The sequence below is a fragment of the Streptomyces sp. NPDC032161 genome, from assembly GCF_040636995.1.
In the GTDB taxonomy this organism is placed as follows: Bacteria; Actinomycetota; Actinomycetes; order Streptomycetales; family Streptomycetaceae; genus Streptomyces.
The window spans coordinates 94,828-113,440 of the sequence record NZ_JBEZVN010000017.1 but is presented as its reverse complement, the minus strand read 5'-3'; the positions used below and the strand labels follow the sequence as shown (position 1 = coordinate 113,440).

Genomic DNA, 18,613 nt, shown 5'->3' with positions numbered 1-18,613 from the left:
CATGTGCGACAAGCACCCGATCTCGAAGACGCGCTTCGGAGCTTCTCTGTCACCGGTCGATATCGAGATTTCGACGGGTCCGAACTCTGAACGCGAACCGACCGGCCGTCGGGCGGGCCTCCTCCCGCGCCGGGGCGGCTCCGCGAAGTCCTCGTCGCCGCCGAGCGCGGGGTCAGCGCGACGCGCCGTCATGGATCTCGGCGATGTATCCGCCGGGGAACTTCACGAGGGCACTGTTGCGGCCCGCCGAGAGGCGGGGCCCCCACAACACCGTGGCACCGGCGGCCCTGGCCTTGACCAGCGTCGTTGCGAGGTTCGCCACCTGGTATCCGGTCACCTCTCGCCCGAACGGGTAGGGCAGATGTCCGTCGGAGACCGCGACGACGGTCTTCCCGAACGGCGAGGTGAGGCGGACCCTGCGGTACGTCTTCCCGGTCAGCCCGATCTCGACCGCGTCCGCCCTCGGAGTGTCGGAGACGATCGAACCGCCGGTGAACCTCAGATAGGAGCGCAGGAACGCGCTCACGGCGTCGGGGGACACGTACACCCGGTTCTCCGGGACCGTCTCCAGCGGCTTGTACGCCGGAGCCTTGGTGTGCCAGTAGATCTGCGTGTTGACCCCGCCCGGGAACTGGATGACCGCGTCCTGACCGATGGGGTCGGGGAAGGGGGAGACGATGACGCCGGCCCCGCTGGCGCGCGCGTGCCGGATGCCGGCGTCCATGCTCGTCACGAGCCATCCGGTGCGCTCTGCTCCGAACGGGTACGGGACGGGCGTCTGGAAGTCGAAGACGGACAGGTTGCCGACCGGCGAGAAGATGAGTTCGGACTTCGTCCGGCTGGGGGTGGGGGTGACGTCGGTGACCGATACGGCGGTGTTCGTCCCGCCGAAGGTGGCCTTCCAACTGGCGGTGAAGGCGGGCACCTCGCCCGGTTCGACGTACACGTGCGTCGTGTCGTACTGAGGACCGACCGCTATTCGGGTGCTGTCCTGGGCGGGGGCCTGTTCCGGGGCGTCCGCCGAGGTGGGGGCCGGGTGGGTGGCCAGCAGGCCGGATACGGCCGTCAGGGGCAGAAGGCAGGCGAGAACGCGTTTCCTCATGAGGGCTCCTCCGAGTCGTGAACGACTGTCGGGATGTTCTCGGCCCGGGCTGTCCCTGCCGGGGCCTTCCGTCGAATCCCTGTGACCGCGTACCGGGACCGCATACCTACGTAGAGTAAAAAGGTCCGCGCACGGCTGCACCTCGGAGAGCTCGGAGAGCCGATCACGCCGCGAACGCCGGGCCGTCGCCGCCGCCCGCTCCTCGGCCGACACCGGTGCTTCCCCGGTGCATACCCGGGGTGATGCCCGACCCCGACGCCCGGCCCCGATGCGCGCGTCCGGCCACTGGGCCCGTCGTGCGGAGCCGGGACGGCGAGTGCCGGGGCGCCGCAGGCTCCGCGAGCCGCTCTCACCGCCGCGGGGCGGACTTCATGAGCCAGTTCACCGTACGGCTGACGTCGGACAGCGACAGGATCCCGACGAGTTCGCCCTCGTCCACGACCAGGACGCGGTGCTCGGCGCCGGGTTCCATGCGGGGCAGCAATTCCGCGAGCGCGGTGTCCGGACCCGCGACGACGGTCTGTGACAGCGGCACCATCACCTCGCCGACCGTCACCGTCCCGCCCTGCCCGGGCGGCACCTGCCTGGCGGAGTTCAGGGTCACGAGCCCGACCGCCTCTCCGTGCTCGCCGGTCACGGGGAACGCGGAGTGCCGGTACCGGTATCGCGGGTCGGCCAGCAGGTCCGCCACCGCCAGGCCCACGGGCGCGGTGACCGGATCCCTCGTCATGACGTCACGCACCGGCACCCCTGCGAGCAGACCGCGCAGCTGGGCCTGCCTCCCCTCGGCGGTGGCGGCAGCGATGAGGAACCAGCCGATCAGGGCCAGCCAGAGTCCTCCGAACCCGCCGCCCCTCATGAACGCCACCAGCCCCAGCAGGACGAGCAGCCAGCCGAGGACGCGTCCCGCCGCGCTGGCCCCGGCGGTCGCCCGCAGCCGGTCTCCCGTACGCCACCACAAGAAGGCGCGCAACAGCCGTCCGCCGTCGAGCGGGGCGGCGGGAAGGGCGTTGAAGACGGCGAGCAGCAGGTTGATGCCCGCGAGCCAGGCCACCACCTCGATCAGGAGCCCGGGCGCGGACACCAGGGTGAGCAGCCAGTCGCCCAGGACGAAGAGTCCGCCCAGCAGGAGGCTGACCAGCGGACCGACACCCGCGATGCGCAGTTCCGCGGCCGGGTTCGACGCCTCCGACTTGAGCCGGGCCACCCCGCCCAGCAGCCACAGCACGATGTCGTCGACGGCCACCCCGTTGTGCCGGGCCACCACGGCGTGCGCGAGTTCGTGCGCCAGCAGTGAGGCCAGGAAGACCAGGGCGGCCCCGAGGCCCGCCGCCCAGTACACGACCGGGGCATGGCCCGGATACGTGTGGGGGAACCGGCCCTGTGCGAGGCCGAACGCGATGATGACGAAGATGAACAGTACGCTCCAGTGGACCCCGACCCGGACCCCCGCGATCCGCCCCAGCGTCAAGGTGGCCCGCACGGCGTCCCTCCTTGCCCGGCGTTTCTCCAGCGCCGCTCGACGTACGACAGGTCTCCGCCCATGGCCGACGGGCCGAAGAGGGCGCCGGCGTGCAGCGGACGTGCGCCGAACAGGTTCCGGTCCCGTCGGGCCCGGTTCAGATCAGCGGAACGACGACGGCGACCGCCAGCACGATGATGATGATCAGGGTGATCCACACCCAAGGGGTCCGGTGCCGGGGAGACGGATCCTCCGGACCGCCTCCACGCGGCCGGTCCTCGGGAAGACTGGCGTCATCGGGCCGGTCACGGCGGTAGAACTCGGAGTCGGACATGATGAAAGCCCTTCTCTCGCCCGGTCGCCCCATTCGAGTGGGACGTCCCACACGCCCCATGGTCCCACTTCCGTCTCTTGCGCGACGCAGTGCCGTCGCCCAGCGGCCGGGGGAGCTTCGGCGGCTGTGCGCCGCACCCTGGGAGAAACACCCCTGACCGGTCCGTGCGTGTGCCGGGCCCGGCCGGCCGTGCCCGAAGACCGACGTCCCCCGTCCGGCGGCACCGCGCGAGTGCCGTGCCCCTGATCTGCGTAATGCGGGAGTACGCGCAGGACAGTCCGCATAGTGCACAGGGGCGCACTGTGCGCCGCGGGCGCGCTTCCCGGGTGTGCCACCCGCAAGCCGTGGAGGGAGTCGACCGGTGCTTCTGTTCCCCGGACGCAGGCGCGCGCTCAAGGAGAAGACGCGCCGGATCGCCGAGGCGGGCTATGTCGCGGCCGACCGGCGCGCGCCCGTCTCGGAGGCCGCCCGGGGGATGATGCGCAAGGCGTTCCCCGACCACTGGTCCTTCCTCCTGGGCGAACTCGCCCTGTACAGCCTGATCGTCCTGGTGGTCACGGGCACCTTTCTGACGCTCTTCTTCGATCCCAGCATGAAGCAGGGGACGTACCTGGGTTCCTACAGTCCGCTGCACGGCCTGAGGGTCTCTCAGGCGTACGCCACGACGCTGCACCTCAGTTTCGACGTGCGGGGCGGGCTGCTGGTCCGGCAGATGCACCACTGGGCCGCCCTGATCTTCGTCGCGGCCCTGGGAGCGCATCTGCTCCGGGTGTTCTTCACCGGCGCGTTCCGCCGGCCTCGGGAGGGCAACTGGATGGTGGGCGTGACGCTGTTCCTCCTCGCCCTCCTGGAGGGCTTCTGCGGCTACTCCCTGCCGGACGACCTGCTGTCCGGAACCGGACTGCGCACCGCGGACACCATCGTCGGCTCCCTGCCCGTCGTCGGCACGTACCTGAGTCATTTCCTGTGGGGCGGAACGTTCCCGGGGCAGTCGATCCTCCCGCGCCTCTACGTCGTCCACGTCCTGTTCGTCCCCGGTCTTCTCATCGGCCTGGTGATCCTCCACCTGGGAATGGTCGTGTACCTGAAACACACTCAGTGGTCGGCGCCGGGGAGGACCAACCGCAACGCGGTGGGACAGCCGATGTTCCCGCACTTCACCGCCAAGTCGGCGGGACTGAGCATGATGGTCGCCGCTGTCGTCGCGTGGCTCGGCGCCACCGCCCAGATCAATCCGGTGTGGAGCTACGGCCCCTACCGGGCGGATCAGGTCTCCACCGGGTCGCAGCCGGACTGGTACGTCGGCTTCCTGGAGGGCGCGCTGCGGCTCATGCCCGCCTGGGAGAACGTGGTGGCGGGACACACGCTGATGTGGAACGTGCTGGTTCCGGCGGTGCTGCTGCCGGGGCTGTTCTTCCTGGTTCTCTACATGTACCCCTTCTTCGAGAAGTGGGTCACCGGTGACGTGGGCGAGCACCACCTGTGCGACCGCCCCCGGGACCGTGCCACGCGCACGGGCCTGGGCGTGGCGGCCATCGCCTTCTACGCGGTGCTGCTGGCCGCGGGCGGCAACGACGTGACGGCGTTCGTCTTCGACGTCTCCATCGAGACACTGACATGGATCCTCAGGGTCGTGCTGGTCGTGGGGCCGCTGATCGCCTACCTCGTCACCAAGCGTGTGTGTCTCGCGTTGCAGGCACGCGAACGTCAGCTGGTGGAAAAGGGACTGGAGACGGGGCGGGTGGAGCAGAACGTCTACGGCGCGATCGGCGGCGGCCATCGGCCGCTCGACAGCAAGCGGCGCTACCGGGCACTGGTGAGGGATGTTCCCCCGCCGCTGGCCGAGCCCGGCAGGAGGGCCTCGCGCCGGGCCCGCGTCCGCTTCCGGCTGAGCAATTGGTACTACGGCGACCGGGTCGACATGCCGACGACGGAGGAACAGCGCGCACAGATCGAGGAGAGGCTCGGAGACCCGGTCGGCGAGTCCGAGAAGCGGTGAGGGACGGTCGCCCCGGTCATGTGGCAGCGGCGCGTCCGTATGCCGGGTCCGGCGTCGGCGCGCGCCGACGCTCCTGAGCGGTCTCAGTCCTCCCGGTCGGCGAACTGGAACGTCATGCCGAAGACCCCGCACAGCGTGATGCCGAGGCCGATGAGGAACAGGAAGAGTGCATAGACCACGCCCAGGGCCATCAGCACCATGCCCACGGCCACGGTCACCGGATAGGCGCTGTGCGGCGGGAAGAAGTCCACGAAGCCGGAACGCTCCTGGATGTCCGAGTCCGGACGGTCCTCGGGTCTCGCGCCCCTCCTGCGGTGGTTCGCCCAGCAGAAGAAGCTGACGAGCGCCGACATGAGGAAGGAGACGGTGAGCGCCACGGCGCCGGCCGGTTCGCGCGCGAACCAGATGTAGGCGGCGCCGGTGAACAGGAAGAACAGTGCCACAACGGCGAAGAGTCGTGCCTCCGGTCTCATGCGCCCCGCCCTCCGATCGTGTCCGGTGTGGGCGTGTCTCCGCCCGGCCGCGCCGCCTTCGGCGCGAGTGCCTCCGGATGATGGAGATCGAACGCGGGGGAGTCGGAGCGGATCCGCGGCAGTGACTCGAAGTTGTGCCGCGGCGGGGGACAGGAGGTGGCCCATTCCAGTGAACGGCCGAAGCCCCAGGGGTCGTTCACCGTCACCGCCGGAGCGTGCCGGGCCGTCTTCCAGACGTTGTGGAGGAAGGGGAGTGTGGAGATCCCGAGCAGGAAGGCGCCCACCGAGGAGACGGTGTTGAGCACGGTGAAGCCGTCGTTCGCGAGGTAGTCCGCGTACCGGCGGGGCATCCCCATCTCGCCGAGCCAGTGCTGTACGAGGAAGGTGGTCTGGAATCCGATGAACAGCGTCCAGAAGTGGATCCGGCCGAGCCGCTCGTCGAGCATCCTGCCGGTCATCTTGGGCCACCAGAAGTAGAAGCCGCCGAACATGGCGAAGACGATGGTGCCGAACAGCACGTAGTGGAGATGGGCCACGACGAAGTAGCTGTCGGTGACGTGGAAGTCCAGTGGCGGCGACGCGACGAGGACGCCGCTCAGTCCGCCCAGGAGAAACGTGGTGAGAAAGCCGAGGGCCCAGAGCATCGGTGTCTCGAACGACAGGCTTCCGTGCCACATCGTGCCGATCCAGTTGAAGAACTTCACGCCGGTCGGCACCGCGATCAGGAACGACATGAGCGAGAAGAAGGGCAACAGCACGGCCCCAGTGGCGAACATGTGGTGAGCCCAGACGGAGGCCGAGAGCATGGTGATGGCGATGGTGGCCCCGACCATCCCGACGTAACCGAAGACGGGTTTTCGGCTGAACACGGGAAGGATCTCGGTCACGACGCCGAAGAACGGCAACGCGACGATGTAGACCTCCGGATGTCCGAAGAACCAGAACAGGTGCTGCCAGAGCAGTGCCCCGCCGTTGGCGGGATCGTAGACGTGCGCCCCGAACTTGCGGTCGGCCATCAGCGCCAGCAGGGCCGCCGTCAGCACCGGGAACGCCAGCAGGACCAGGATCGAGGTGAAGAGGACGTTCCAGGTGAAGATCGGCATCCGGAACAACGTCATTCCCGGGGCGCGCAGGCAGACGATCGTGGCGATGAAGTTGACGGACCCCAGCGTGGTGCTGATGCCGCTCAGGACCAGCCCCATGGCCCAGAGGTCACCGCCGGCCCCGGGCGTGCGGATGGCGCTGTTCAGCGGGGCGTAGGCGAACCAGCCGAAGGAGGCGGCACCGCCGGGGACGACGAGACCGCCGACGACCATCAGCCCTCCGAAGAGGAAGAGCCAGTAGGTCAGCGCATTGAGCCGCGGAAACGCCACGTCGGGCGAACCGATCTGCAGTGGCATGACGGCGTTCGCGAACCCGGCGAACGTGGGCGTCGCGAACAGCAGCATCATGACCGTGCCGTGCACGGTGAACAGCTGGTTGTACTGCGTCGGATTCAGGATCTGGAGCCCCGGCCGTGCCAGTTCGGCGCGCATGACCATCGCCAGAGCCCCGGCGAGCAGGAAGAAGGCGAACGAGGTGACGAGGTACATGTTGCCGATCGTCTTGTGATCGGTGGTCGTCACGATCTCCCGGATCCGGCAGCCCATGCGCACACGGGGGTTGTCGGTCACGGCCTTCTCCGGCGGTGTCCGCTGCAGGTGGTCCAGCTGTGACATGGTGCCTCCGTGGTTCCGCGCGGCGGCGGTGACGGGGCCCGCCGCCGCGCAAGCTGGGTGGTCTCCTTCTGACGGCCGGACACCTTCCGGTGAGCCGACGACCCGCCGCGGGCACCGGTGGGCGCCCGCGCTCGGCGGCACGGGACGCCGGTGAGATGGCGGTGAGGCCACGGCGGAGTGCCGCTGGGGAGGGGTGTGGGCCGTCCTCCCGGACGGAGGGCGGTGGGGACGAGGAGCGACGGCTCCGCTTCGGTCACGTCGGGGCCCGGGCAGAGCCGTGACGGTGTCCGGCACCCCGAGTTCCGGACACCGTCACGGGGAGCCGAAGCGGGCAGCGGCTCTCCACCGATATGAACGAAACCCCCTCTGCGGAGGATTCGCCGCCGAACGGGTGAGCGGTTCAGGCCGACGGAGAACGCCGTGCGCCCCTGCCGGAGCGATGCGTCTCGGTGGCCGTCCCACCGGCCATGGGGCCGAAGCTAGAAAGCGGTTTCTGCATACGGGGATCCGGTCGGCGCGGTGGGCGCACTCCGCCCGCCGCCGGTGCGCGCGGCGACCCCGTTACGCGAACACGCCAGGGCTGCTTGTCATACCAACACGGCATAGACGAGGAAGAAAGCCGCCACGAATACGACGATGACAAGAATGGCGATCAGTGGCCCCGCCGCCCATCCCCTGGGGGGTTCGTTGCGCGGCCCTGCCTCGGAGGTACTGCCTTCGGCGGGAGGCGTCTCACCGGGTGGGACGCCGCCGCCGGGCTCCAGGCCGGTCGTATGGCGCGGATCAGGATCCGGATTCCCAATGGTCATATTCTGTATCTACCCATTTGATATCAATCGCACCATCTCCTCGTGGAGAGGTCCGCTCTCCACGAGGAGATGTCCGGCGCTCTGCCGCCTGGACCGTGCGGTGGGATGGGTCTCTGTTGTGCCGTCGGGGTCCGTGCCTCTTTGCGCGGGAGAACTCACGGCTGAGGGTGACGACGGAAAGCCCTATATCATGAAGTAGCGCCGCATTGTGGTGAGAACGGTAGGTTATCTCCGCCTTCGGAGAGTGAACATGGCCGCAGCCGAAGAAGACGAGACGCAGCGCCTCAAGCGACCGTCGGGCAGGAAGGCCGCCGAAAGAGCCGGTGACCGGCAGGGCGACGACCGGACGAATGGAGCCGGACGTGCGACACACGCCGTGACCGCGCCGCAGGCCATGCGACGCGCGGCCGACCAGCTGCGGGAGTTGCTGGGGCGAGCACCGGAATCGGTGTCGGCGGTCAGACCGACCGATGAAGGCTGGCAGGCCGACATAGAGGTGCTGGAACTGGAACGCGTTCCCGGCACCACCAGCGTCATGGCGAGCTACCGGGTCCTGCTGGACGAGGAAGGCGAGCTGGTGGCGTACGAGCGCACCCGCCGCTACACGCGGGGGCAGGTGGACCGGGGCGGTTGACACACCGGACGCCGTCGGCGTGCCCGAGAAGGAGGGGTACGGCCGCGCCCGGCGCCGGAGGCTTTTCCTGAAGGGAGGCACCCATGACTGTGGTGCCGCAAGGCGCGGGAACCGTCGCCACGGGCGGCGGAGGCTCCGCCAATCTCTACGACATCCTCGACCTGATACTCGACCGCGGCCTGGTCATCGACGTCTTCGCGCGGGTCTCACTGGTAGGCATCGAGATCCTGAAGGTCGACGCCCGCGTCGTCGTGGCCAGCGTGGACACGTACCTGCGCTTCGCGGAGGCGTGCAACCGCCTCGACCTGGAGGCGGGACGCAAGGCGCCCGCTCAACTCACCGACGTGGTCGGAGAGGTGACGGAGGGCGGCTCCCGCGGCAAGGCCAAGGGCGCACTGAGCGGCGCGGCCGAAGTCCTGAGCGACGCTCTCAAGGGAGGCCGGGACGACGAGGAGACCGAGGAGACCGCGGAGGCCGAGGAGGAACGGGAGCGGCCGAGGCGTCGGCCCGCTGCCCGGCGCCGGAGGGAGTGAGCCATGGCCGTGTACGTGTACACCGTCGTCGACAGAACGCATCCGCAGCGGCTGGACGGCCTGCCCGGCGTGGGCGACCCGCCGACGACCCTGCGCACCGTGGGATCGGAGAAGTTGTCCGCCGTCGTCAGCGACGCCCCGGAGGGGCTGCGGCCCAAACGCCGGGACCTCGCCGCACATCATGCGGTGCAGGAGCGTCTGATGGGCGACGGCACCGTACTTCCCCTGCAGTTCGGCTTCGTCACGACGGACGACGACGCGGTACGCGCAGTGCTGGAGCAGCGTGCCGAGTGGTTCCTGGAGCGTCTGCGGGCACTGGAAGGGTGTGTCGAGTACAACCTGAAAGCCGGCCAGGACCAGAGCGCACTGCTGCGGCAGATCCTGCGTGACTCCGAGGAGGCGCGCAGGCTGAACGACGAGATCAGAGGCGGTCGTGACGATCCCCAACTTCCGTTCACGCTCGGTGAGTTGGTAGCCGGTGAGGTGCGGGACCGGCAGGGGCGCACGGCCGAGACGATCGTCGATTCTCTGCGCGGCTTCGCCCGGGAGGAGCACGCCTCGCAGTCGACGGGGGACGACTTCCTCAACGCGTCCTTCCTGGTGGAGCAGGAGAAGGAGAAGTCCTTCCTCGCCGCCGAGCGGGAACTCGCGAAAGGACTCGGATCGGACTACGACCTGCGGCTGCGTGGACCGCTGGCCCCGTACAGCTTCGTTTAGGAGGCGGGATGGGACTGCTCACCCAACTGGTCACTCTGCCCCTGGCCCCCGTGCGCGGGGCGGCGTGGGTGATCGAGCGCGTCGTGGAGGCGGCGGAGAACGAGTACTACGACCCCGGGCCGGTCGAACGGGAACTCGCCGCTCTCGAACGCCGGCTCCTGTCGGGCGAGATCGACGAGGAGACGTTCGACCGGCGCGAGGACGAACTCCTGGACCGGTTGGACGAGATCAGGGCCCGTGGCCGGGGGAACACCGCCTGAACAGGCAGCTTCTCCTCCGTGGGACCGCGCGCTCCCGGCGTGTCGCCGACGCGCCGGGACAACAGGGAAACGAGGTGCAGTGGCTGTGACCGAACCCGTCGCCAGGAGGCTGGGAGACGTGCCGTCCCGGTCCGCACCCTACGGACCCTACGGTCAGGGAACGTCGGCCAACCTCGCGGACATACTGGAGCGGGTCCTGGACAAGGGAATCGTCATCGCGGGGGACATACGGATCAACCTCCTGGACATCGAACTGCTCACCATCAAGCTGCGTCTGCTGGTCGCGTCGGTGGACAAGGCCAAGGAGATGGGCATCGACTGGTGGGAGCACGACCCGTCGCTCTCCTCCCGCGCTCACGACGGATACCGCTCGCTCACCGACGAGAACGAACGTCTGCGCGCCGAGATCGAGGCGCTGCGCCGAGGTGCCGAACCGCTGACCGGCCGACAGGGGGAATCCACCGCGGAGATCAGCCGCGGCGCTCCTCACAAGGAACGGGAACAGGGGCGGGAACAGGAGCGGGAGCCGGAACGGGAACGGAGGCGGAAGCGGGAACGACCGCGCCGGACCGATGAACGGGACGAGCCATGACCGCCGACGCCATCAGCTACGCGTACGCGGTCGCACGCGACGACGGCGGGCTGGAGCGGGCGCTGGCCGGTCTCTTCGGTGTCTCCGGGGCGCCGGTCCACCTGGTGCGCTCGGAACACTGCGACGGCTTGGTGATCGCCGTCAGCCTCGTACCGGAGAGCGAGTTCGAGGAGGACGCGCTGCGGCTCCGTCTGGAGGACCTGGACTGGTTGGAGTCCACCGCCAGGGCGCACCACCGGGTGGTGGAGGCGCTGGCGGCACGCACCACCGTCCTGCCGTTGCGGCTGGTGACCCTGTACCGCGACGACGAGCGGGTGCGGTCCGTGCTCGCGGACCGCTGCGACGCGTTCGGTTCCCGGCTCGAGGCCCTGGCCTCCCGAGCGGAATGGGGCGTCAAGGTCTTCGTCGACGAGCCGACGGCGGAAGGCCGGGAGGAACCGTCCGCCGATGAGGGCCTGGGCCCCGGACGGGCCTACCTGAGCCGCCGCCGGGCCCAGCGCAGCGCCCGGGACGACGCCTATCGCCACGCCGGACACGTGGCCCGACGAATCGAGTCGGCCGCCCGGTCCTACTCGGTCGGCAGGGTCAGGCACCGCCCGCAGCAGGGCGTTCTCGCACCCGGGGCGGGACAGAACATCGCCAACGACGCCTATCTCGTCCCGTCGAGGTACACCGACGAATTCCGGGCCCACGTGGCGTCGGCGGCAGACGGGTTCGAGGGCGTGCGTGTCGAGATCACGGGGCCCTGGGCCCCGTACTCGTTCGCGACTCCAGACCTGCCGCAGGGCGGGGAGGGGGTGGCGCGGTGACGGCCATGGGGCCGCCGGTGCCGTCCGAGGAGCCGCTTCCCGACCGGCAGGTGGCGCTGATCGACCTGCTGGACCGGTTGCTCAGCGGTGGGGTCGTCCTCACCGGCGACATCGTGCTGTCGATCGCCGACATCGACCTCGTGCGCGTCTCCCTGCGTTCGCTGATCGTCTCCATCAGTGAGCGGAACCCCGCCCCGTGGGAGACCTCTCCACGCCCGTGGAGGTGACGATGACCGGCGAGCAGCACCTGCCGCACAGCCGTCTCGGCGAGATCGCCGAAGCCGCCGACCGCGCGCTGCGTTCCCTGCCCACGAGGGAGGAGGACGTCCCGCACGTCCCGCGAGGCGCTCGGCGGCCGGCCCGCAGGGTGAACGCGGACCCCGACACGGTCGAACGCGACCTGATGAAACTCGTCCTCACCCTCGTCGAGTTGCTGCGGCAGCTCATGGAGCGGCAGGCGCTGCACAGGGTCGAGGCGGGGGACCTCACGGCGGAACAGGAGGAGCGCCTGGGAGCGACACTGATGATCCTGCACGACCGCATGACCGAACTCTGTGCCCGGTACGGCCTCACCATGAGCGACCTCAACCTGGACCTCGGCCCGCTCGGCACTCTGCTGCCTCCCCGGGAATGAGAGCGTTCGGCGTCCTGCGGTGACCGAACGCGGCCGGCACCGCGGGCCACAGCGACGAGTGGCGGCTCACGGAGCGCTTCGACCCGCTCCGGGCAACCGGACGCGCACGATGCCGTCACCGTCGACACGCACGTCGAAGGCCGGTTGCGGAGCGGTGGCCGGCCCGCGCACGTTGACGCCGTCCGACAGCCGGAAGACACTGCCGTGCCAGGGGCACTCCACGCAGCCGTCGGCGATCCTTCCCTCGGAGAGCGGGCCCGACTGATGACTGCAACGCTCCCCGAGGACACGGATCCGTCCGTCCTCGCAGCGGAACACCAGAAGGGCCACCTCGCCCACCTGCCTACGGACCGCCACACCCGCCGGGAAGTCCGCAATGGCGCCAACGGGATGCCAGCCCGCCCCCAGCAGACGTGGAACGGACTCGGCCCTGTTGGCGCCGACCGCCTGCCGATAGGCGAGATGGCCACCCAGCAGTCCGCCGACGCCGACGGCGCACAGCCCGGTGAACCCCAGTGCCTTGGCCAGAACCGTGCGGCCGTCACGGCGACGATGCGCCCAGGAGCCGGCGTACAGCGCGACGGCGGCGGTGACGGACGCCGCGTGGACCAACCCGGTGCGCATGTGCTCGGGGGGTTGCTCCGCCCAGTCCACCCATCCGGCCAGCGCCGCGGGAGCGGCCCCGAGGACTCCCACGCCGACCAGCACGCGTGCACCGCGCCGACTGCCGGGTACGCAGTCCAGCACCGCTGCCGACAGCCATGCCCCCACCGGGACCTGCACGAGTGCCGGGTGCAGCGGATGGCCGATCGGCAGACCCCGTAGAGCGTCACGGGAGCGGCCGAGGGGGAGACGGCGTACCACCCACCGCATCGGGGACGACAGCACGTCGAGCTTCTCCATGCGACTCAGCGCGTCGAGGCGGTCCAGGAGAAGACGCTCGGCGCGCGCGACACCGCCCCTCGTCGCGTCACCACGCGCAACCGGGTCCGCGCATTCCGTCTTTCTCGCCGAAGGCCGCATGGCAGGCGTTTGCCATGCGGGCGCGTGCCTCAAACGTCCGGGGTCCCCGCTCCACCCCGCTGGTCGCGACACAGGGCGGGGTGCGAGGGGGAAAACGTCGGTCAGTCCGGCTCGTCGTCCTCACGCCCGTCCTCCTCGTCCTCGTCGTCCTCGCGCCGGTCCTCGTCCTCGGGTTCTTCCTCGTCCTCCTCCCACGCGTCTTCGGCCTCCGGCCCCTCTTCCTCCTCGTCTCCTTCGCTCTCCTCCTCCGCCTCGTCCGACTCGCGGTCCCACCGCGCCTCCTCGTCCTCGACGGCCTGCTCGTGGGTTCGTACCACTTCGCCGTCACGGATCTCACCGCGCCACCCCTCGGGCTCCTCGTCGGTGAGAGTGACGTGGCGCTGGAAGTGCTTGAGGTCCAGCCGCAGTCTCCGTCCCTGTGCGCGCCAGAGATTGCCCGTCTTCTCGAACAGCCCCGATGCGTAGTACTCGACGACCAGCACGATGCGTGTCAGGCCGGGAGCCAGTTCGTGGAAGCTCACGGCACCCCGTGTCGTTCCCTTGGCGCCGTCGGACGTCCAGACGATGCGTTCGTCGGGAACCTGCTCCTGGACAGTCGCCTTCCAGCCACGGGTCGAGGGGCCGACCTTGGCCTTCCAGTCGCTCGTCGTCTCGTCGGACAGCGAGACGTTGCGCACACCCTTGGTGAACCCGCTGAACTTCTCGTAGTGCGTCCAGTGGTCGTAGGCCGTGCGCAGGGGGACTCCCACATCGATCACCTCGACGATGTTGGTGACCTTCTTGTCTCCCGGCGCCTTTCCCTTGCCGCCGAGGAGGCTCCCCGTCTTGTCCAGGAGCGTGTCCTTGACACTCTTCGCCGTTCCGGAGAGCAGCGCTTTGACGGGGGAGCCGCCGCCGAGGAGGCTCGCACCCATCCGGGAGAGCGACCCGCCGTTGCGCGCGACGTCGACGAGCTGGTCCGTCACGTCGAACAGCTTGTCGCTCGCCCGCTCCGCCAGGTCTCCGACGCGAGCCGACAGATAGTCCCCCAGTTCGTCGCGGAACCGGTCGAGCCCTGAAACCTCGGTCTCCTTGAGCCGCTGTGCCATGACTGGTCACCTCCGGTGCCCGGCGTGTGACGGCGCTTTCTCCGAGGAAGGAGTCTTCTTCTTCCCGGGGGCGGCCCTTTCGGTGGTCTTCCGCCGGGCCGGGGGTTTCTTGGAAGGCGCCGTCCCCCCGGCCGCCCGCTCGCGGTCCCCCGTCTTCCTCGTGCCGTCGCCTCTGTCCGCGCGGTCGCGGGGCTTCTTTCCCGAGGTGCCGCGGGCGCGCGGCCCTCTCGCACGGCCCTCGTGCGCGTGCTCCTCCTCGTGTTCCTCTTCCTCGTCGTCCCGATCGAGGTCCTTCCCGTCCGGCCGGTCCCGGACCTCCTCCTCACCGGAGCCCTCCAAGCGAAGAGTCCGCTCGTGAAGAGCATCGGCGAACGCGGAGAGACGACGATCGGCGGCCGCTGATACGGCTTCGCGACCGACCGTCATCAGTTCGCCCCGCAATTGATCGCCCAGGTCCGCGACCTGCGGAATCTCCCCGAGCCTTTTCACGCCCTCGGTGACGATCTTCCGTGGCTCGACCCCGTAATGACGGCCGGCCGCATAGGACGCCACCGTGAGGGCGAGCCGCCCCTTCTTGGTCCGCCCCAGAACGTAGCCGCCTGCCACCGCCACGGCGAGCAACAGTCTGTTGACATCGGTCATGGGTTGTTCACCCTCTCATCGACGTCGAGCTCTCACGGACGTCGAATTCTCCTGGGTGCCGAGTTCTCACGAGTGTCGAGCGGAGCCGTGGGAGATAGGGATTCCTCCGGCTCTGTTCCGCTGCTTCCGTCGTTTCGTGCGCGCGCCGTCGACCGGGCCTTCGCGGGAGCCCCTGGAAATGGGCCCGGAGGAGCGGGAGAACGCGCCGGGGCCGCGAACGGCCCGCACTTCCCGCAGGGGCGTGCGGGCCGTCACGCGACTTCCGCCCCGCCGACCTTCTCCGGTCGTGCGGCGGAAGGGTGATCGATGGCTACCGAGAGGGCGGTACGTGAGGCGGGGTGCGGTCACGGCCGCCACTCATCTTCTTCTTGATCTCGCCCTTGGCCTGCTCGGCCTTTCCCTCGGCTTCCTTGCGGCGGTCTCCCGCCAACTTGCCCAAGGTTTCCTTCGCCTTGCCCTTGATCTTGTCCTTGCCGCTTCCGTGAGCCATTGCGACTCCTCCGATGGGCTGTTCAGGGCTCTCCTTCAAACGTAGTTCCTGTCCGAGTCATCGGCGCGGTGTGGAAGAGATTCACTGAAAGCGGGCCGATGCGGAGGTGCCGCTGGGGCCGCGTTACCAGCCGGTCGAGTCGGATACTGGCTGGAGAGACGCAGCCACGGCCCACTGCCCGGCCTCGCCGACCGATGCGCGCACCCGCGGAGGAGGAGCCGATGAAGGACAGGGAGCAGGCCCGGCGAGGCGGCGTCCGGGCCGCCGATCCGGCCGACGGACCGATGCCCCCGGGGACGACGTCCCACACGGGTGCGCGACCGGAAGGGGCGCCATGACCAGCAGTGCGAAGGGTCCGCGCGAGAGCGCCCTCGACTACGTACCCGCACGGGGCGGCCTGCCCGCGCTGCGCCGTGCGGCGGCCGATTGCCGCGGGTGCCCGCTGTACGCGGACGCCACGCAGACGGTCTTCGGTGCCGGGCCGGCCACCGCGCACACGGTCCTGGTCGGGGAGCAGCCCGGCGACCAGGAGGACCGCCAGGGCGTGCCCTTCGTCGGTCCGGCGGGCCGGCTGCTGCGCAGGGCACTGGCCGAAGCCGGCATCGATGAGGAGCAGGTCTACTTCACCAACGCCGTCAAGCACTTCAAGTTCTCGCCCCTCACGGGGACGCAGAAGCGGCGTATCCACAAGGCACCGAACCTCCGGGAGATCACGGCCTGCCGCCCCTGGCTGGCAGCCGAACTGCGCCGGATCGATCCGGCGCTCGTGGTGGCGTTGGGCGCCACCGCGGGCAAGGCCCTGTTCGGCGGCTCCTTCAGGGTGACGGAGGTGCGTGGCGCGCTGCTGTCCCTGCCGGACTGGGACATCCCCGCGACTCCGGATGCCGCAGGGGAGGGCGAGTGGAACGGCCATCGGGTGCTCGCCACGGTGCATCCCTCGGCCGTGCTGCGGGCGAAGGACCGGGACGTGGCGTACGGAGGACTGCTCTCGGATCTGCGGACGGCCGCACGGTTCCTCGGCTGAGGCGTTCCTCCCGCGGCCGGGGCCTTCTCGTGCGGCTTCGGGCCGCCGAGTTCGAGGGCGCGGTCCGCCGAGCCGTGTGGCGCGGTGCGGTGGACGCGCCCTCGGCGTCGTCCACGGCACCGGCGCCGTGCGGTCGACTCACGCCCTGAACGAGCTGCGGACGGTGGCCGTCCGACGGCCGGCGACGAGCCGTTGCCGCCGGGCACCAAGAGGGTGATCTCGGCGGTGGTTGGGCCGGATGGAGCAGACAGGCACGGGCGAGCACCGCGAAGAGGGAAGCTCCTTCGGAGAGAACTCCGGATCCAGGTGCGGGAAGGGAGGCCGACGGTGGCCACGATGACGGGTGAGACGCGGGACGGTTCGGTGTCGGGGTGTCTCAGGTTGCCCGGCATCGTGCTCGGGGTGGGGATGGGCGGGTTCGCCGACGGCATTCTGCTGCATCAGGTCCTGCAGTGGCACCACATGCTCAGCAGCACCGACCACGACCGTATCGGAATCAAGTACTACGACCCGAACACGGTCTCCGGCCTGCAGATGAACACGGTGTGGGACGGCGTCTTCCACACCGTGTGCTGGCTCGCCGTACTGATCGGACTGGCCATCCTGTACGCGCGCGTCACCCGCGACCGGCGACGGGTGTGGCGGTCGCGGGTGCTGTGGGGCTGGATGCTCGTCGGCTGGGGCCTGTTCAACCTCGTCGAGGGCGTCCTGGACCACCATGTCCTGGGCATCCACCACGTCCGCTCCGGAAACGGCCAGGTCTGGTGGGACATCGGCTTCCTGGTCCTGGGCGCTGTGCTGATCACTGCCGGCTACCTGATGCAGCGCAGCGGCCGGCCCTTCGAGCCGGCCGCGCCCGCCCGCCCTGAGGAAGGCCGGTACGCCTGATGGGACATGACGTGTCCGTGCACCAGCATCCGGGCAACGGGGCCCTTGAGACGCTGCTGCCCGTCCTCGCCCTGTCGGCGGCCGTCGGCGCGTACCTGCTGCTGGCACGCCGGGCCCGCCGCCGCAACCCGGTCCTGGGCTGGAGCCCGTGGCGAACGGCGAGCTTGCTGACCGGGGCCGTCCTGCTCGGGGCGGCTCTGCTGCCGCCGGTTGCGTCCCTGGCCCACGACGACTTCCGCGCGCACATGATCCAGCATCTGCTCATCGGCATGTACTCACCGCTCGCGCTCGTCCTGGCAGCGCCCGTCACCCTTCTGCTGCGCACCCTGTCCGGGCCCCGGGCCCGTCGGCTGACCGGCATGCTGCGCAGCACGCCGGCCCGGTTCGTCGCCCGACCGGAGGTGGCCCTCACACTCTCCGTCGGCAGCCTCGTCCCGCTCTACTTCACTCCCTTGTACAACGCGATCGCGGGTGTACCGGCGGCGCACTGGCTGTTGCACGCGCACTTCTTCCTGTCCGGATGCCTGTTCACCCACGCCATCGCCGGTCCCGACCCCGCCCCGTCGCGACCGGGCGTGCGCGTACGTCTGGTCTGCCTCGGGGTGGCCGTCGCGATGCACGCGGTGGTCTCGCAACTCATGTACGGCGGCTTCCGGGTCCACATCCACGCGCCGATCGACCAGGTCCGAGGGGGCGCGGAGATCATGTACTACGGCGGTGACGGCGCCGAACTGCTCCTGGCCGCCGCCTTGGTGACCACGTGGCGACCCGACCGCCGGCGTACGGCACCGCCACGCGTCGCCGGGACCGGAGCCGCTCCGACACCTGTCTGAAAGTCGACATGTCACGGCGATGGGGGAAGGTTGGGCGAACCGGACCGCGCGGCGGCCCCGAGGACCTGACGCAGGGCGTGGTACCGGACACGGGCGCCCGGAGTGGGCTCCGCAGGCGCCGGTCCGTCAGCGGGGCCCCGGGGCGGCGGACTTGACCGTGTGCGTGGGCGCGGCTCCGGTGTCACGGGAAAGAGCGACTCCGGGAAGTCACGGGGAAAGGGACGCCAGGGACCGGGCGGGATGGCGTGGGCCGAGGAACACGGCGATGCCCTGACCTCGGGCGAGGGGTGGGTGGCCGGTGTCAGGCCCAGGCGACGGTAGAAGGCCATGGCACGGGGGGACCGGGCCGAGGTGAGCAGCCAGGCGCGGCCCTCGGGTGCGTCAGCGGTCACGGCCTCCCGCAGTTCGGCGGCGAGGCGGGTGCCACGGAAGGCCGCGCGGACGGCGAGTTCGTCCGTCTCGCGGGCGTCGCACAACCATTCGGCGGTGCGGTCGGGACCGAGGCCGGCGGCGGCCTGTGCGTAGCTGCCGCGCCCCATTTCCGCACGT

At 69.9% G+C, this 18,613-nt stretch carries 22 protein-coding genes and 1 pseudogene; 12 read left to right on the top strand and 11 right to left on the bottom strand.

The window, feature by feature from the left end; translation table 11 throughout:
• Window positions 1–172 precede the first annotated feature (172 nt).
• From AB0E67_RS24930 to AB0E67_RS24920, 3 genes are all read right to left on the bottom strand, one after another.
• Window positions 173–1,102 (bottom strand): glyoxalase, encoded by a 930-nt coding sequence (locus tag AB0E67_RS24930; RefSeq protein ID WP_362030622.1) that lies wholly within the window; start codon window positions 1,100–1,102, stop codon window positions 173–175.
• A 349-nt stretch (window positions 1,103–1,451) separates the two neighbouring features.
• On the bottom strand, window positions 1,452–2,585 hold the full coding sequence (locus AB0E67_RS24925) for a site-2 protease family protein (protein ID WP_362030620.1): 1,134 nt from the start codon (window positions 2,583–2,585) through the stop codon (window positions 1,452–1,454).
• 136 nt (window positions 2,586–2,721) lie between these two features.
• Window positions 2,722–2,898: a hypothetical protein gene (locus tag AB0E67_RS24920; RefSeq protein ID WP_362030618.1), complete on the bottom strand. Its 177-nt coding sequence runs from the start codon at window positions 2,896–2,898 to the stop codon at window positions 2,722–2,724.
• Between the two features lie 475 nt (window positions 2,899–3,373).
• Here AB0E67_RS24920 and AB0E67_RS24915 point away from each other — a divergent pair, with 475 nt between their 5' ends.
• A complete protein-coding gene (locus AB0E67_RS24915) occupies window positions 3,374–4,897 on the top strand; it encodes a ubiquinol-cytochrome c reductase cytochrome b subunit (RefSeq protein WP_362030652.1) in 1,524 nt (507 codons plus the stop codon).
• An 83-nt stretch (window positions 4,898–4,980) separates the two neighbouring features.
• On the opposite strand, the gene AB0E67_RS24910 is transcribed toward AB0E67_RS24915, so the two are convergent.
• The 3 genes from AB0E67_RS24910 to AB0E67_RS24900 all read right to left on the bottom strand — a co-directional run bounded on the left by AB0E67_RS24910 (window position 4,981) and on the right by AB0E67_RS24900 (window position 7,897).
• Entirely contained in the window at window positions 4,981–5,370 is a 390-nt protein-coding gene (locus tag AB0E67_RS24910; protein ID WP_362030616.1) for a cytochrome c oxidase subunit 4, read from the bottom strand.
• Window positions 5,367–7,019, bottom strand: a complete 1,653-nt coding sequence (ctaD, locus tag AB0E67_RS24905) for a cytochrome c oxidase subunit I (RefSeq protein ID WP_362030650.1) — start codon at window positions 7,017–7,019, stop codon at window positions 5,367–5,369. Before ctaD ends, AB0E67_RS24910 begins: the two co-directional genes overlap by 4 nt.
• A gap of 656 nt (window positions 7,020–7,675) precedes the next feature.
• Complete coding sequence (locus AB0E67_RS24900) at window positions 7,676–7,897, bottom strand: DUF6480 family protein (RefSeq protein WP_360116543.1); 222 nt, start codon at window positions 7,895–7,897, stop codon at window positions 7,676–7,678.
• Window positions 7,898–8,147: 250 nt separating this feature from the next.
• Here AB0E67_RS24900 and AB0E67_RS24895 point away from each other — a divergent pair, with 250 nt between their 5' ends.
• The 8 genes from AB0E67_RS24895 to AB0E67_RS24860 all read left to right on the top strand — a co-directional run bounded on the left by AB0E67_RS24895 (window position 8,148) and on the right by AB0E67_RS24860 (window position 12,076).
• Complete coding sequence (locus AB0E67_RS24895) at window positions 8,148–8,531, top strand: gas vesicle protein (RefSeq protein WP_362030614.1); 384 nt, start codon at window positions 8,148–8,150, stop codon at window positions 8,529–8,531.
• Window positions 8,532–8,614: 83 nt separating this feature from the next.
• Window positions 8,615–9,064, top strand: coding sequence for a gas vesicle structural protein GvpA (locus AB0E67_RS24890; RefSeq protein ID WP_362030612.1), 450 nt, complete (start codon window positions 8,615–8,617; stop codon window positions 9,062–9,064).
• 3 nt (window positions 9,065–9,067) lie between these two features.
• Entirely contained in the window at window positions 9,068–9,781 is a 714-nt protein-coding gene (locus AB0E67_RS24885; protein ID WP_362030610.1) for a GvpL/GvpF family gas vesicle protein, read from the top strand.
• 8 nt (window positions 9,782–9,789) lie between these two features.
• A complete protein-coding gene (locus AB0E67_RS24880) occupies window positions 9,790–10,041 on the top strand; it encodes a gas vesicle protein GvpG (RefSeq protein WP_362030608.1) in 252 nt (83 codons plus the stop codon).
• A gap of 109 nt (window positions 10,042–10,150) precedes the next feature.
• On the top strand, window positions 10,151–10,633 hold the full coding sequence (locus AB0E67_RS24875) for a gas vesicle protein (protein WP_362030648.1): 483 nt from the start codon (window positions 10,151–10,153) through the stop codon (window positions 10,631–10,633).
• Window positions 10,630–11,442, top strand: a complete 813-nt coding sequence (locus AB0E67_RS24870) for a GvpL/GvpF family gas vesicle protein (RefSeq protein WP_362030606.1) — start codon at window positions 10,630–10,632, stop codon at window positions 11,440–11,442. Before AB0E67_RS24875 ends, AB0E67_RS24870 begins: the two co-directional genes overlap by 4 nt.
• 5 nt (window positions 11,443–11,447) lie before the next feature.
• Window positions 11,448–11,669, top strand: coding sequence for a gas vesicle protein (locus AB0E67_RS24865; protein WP_362030646.1), 222 nt, complete (start codon window positions 11,448–11,450; stop codon window positions 11,667–11,669).
• Between the two features lie 2 nt (window positions 11,670–11,671).
• Window positions 11,672–12,076, top strand: a complete 405-nt coding sequence (locus AB0E67_RS24860; RefSeq protein WP_362030604.1) for a gas vesicle protein K — start codon at window positions 11,672–11,674, stop codon at window positions 12,074–12,076.
• Window positions 12,077–12,142: 66 nt separating this feature from the next.
• Here the strand turns inward: AB0E67_RS24860 and AB0E67_RS24855 are convergent, their stop codons facing one another.
• From AB0E67_RS24855 to AB0E67_RS24840, 4 genes are all read right to left on the bottom strand, one after another.
• On the bottom strand, window positions 12,143–12,979 hold the full coding sequence (locus tag AB0E67_RS24855) for a Rieske (2Fe-2S) protein (RefSeq protein WP_362030602.1): 837 nt from the start codon (window positions 12,977–12,979) through the stop codon (window positions 12,143–12,145).
• 221 nt (window positions 12,980–13,200) lie between these two features.
• Complete coding sequence (locus AB0E67_RS24850) at window positions 13,201–14,187, bottom strand: SRPBCC family protein (RefSeq protein ID WP_362030600.1); 987 nt, start codon at window positions 14,185–14,187, stop codon at window positions 13,201–13,203.
• 6 nt (window positions 14,188–14,193) lie between these two features.
• Window positions 14,194–14,829, bottom strand: coding sequence for a histone protein (locus AB0E67_RS24845; RefSeq protein ID WP_362030598.1), 636 nt, complete (start codon window positions 14,827–14,829; stop codon window positions 14,194–14,196).
• A gap of 310 nt (window positions 14,830–15,139) precedes the next feature.
• Window positions 15,140–15,319 carry a CsbD family protein gene (locus AB0E67_RS24840; protein ID WP_362030596.1) on the bottom strand — a complete coding sequence of 60 codons (180 nt, stop codon included), beginning with the start codon at window positions 15,317–15,319 and terminating at the stop codon, window positions 15,140–15,142.
• Between the two features lie 334 nt (window positions 15,320–15,653).
• Between AB0E67_RS24840 and AB0E67_RS24835 the strand changes: the two genes are divergently transcribed.
• From AB0E67_RS24835 to AB0E67_RS24825, 3 genes are all read left to right on the top strand, one after another.
• The gene (locus AB0E67_RS24835) at window positions 15,654–16,343 is read left to right on the top strand and encodes a UdgX family uracil-DNA binding protein (RefSeq protein WP_362030594.1); all 690 of its coding nucleotides are present in this window, start codon (window positions 15,654–15,656) and stop codon (window positions 16,341–16,343) included.
• Window positions 16,344–16,679: 336 nt separating this feature from the next.
• Window positions 16,680–17,231, top strand: a complete 552-nt coding sequence (locus AB0E67_RS24830; RefSeq protein WP_362030592.1) for a DUF2243 domain-containing protein — start codon at window positions 16,680–16,682, stop codon at window positions 17,229–17,231.
• On the top strand, window positions 17,231–18,064 hold the full coding sequence (locus AB0E67_RS24825; protein ID WP_362030590.1) for a cytochrome c oxidase assembly protein: 834 nt from the start codon (window positions 17,231–17,233) through the stop codon (window positions 18,062–18,064). The genes AB0E67_RS24830 and AB0E67_RS24825 overlap by 1 nt, the downstream gene beginning before the upstream one ends.
• Window positions 18,065–18,271: 207 nt before the next feature.
• Here the strand turns inward: AB0E67_RS24825 and AB0E67_RS24820 are convergent.
• Window positions 18,272–18,588 (bottom strand): annotated as a pseudogene (locus AB0E67_RS24820) (GNAT family N-acetyltransferase); the annotation flags it as partial.
• Window positions 18,589–18,613 lie beyond the last annotated feature (25 nt).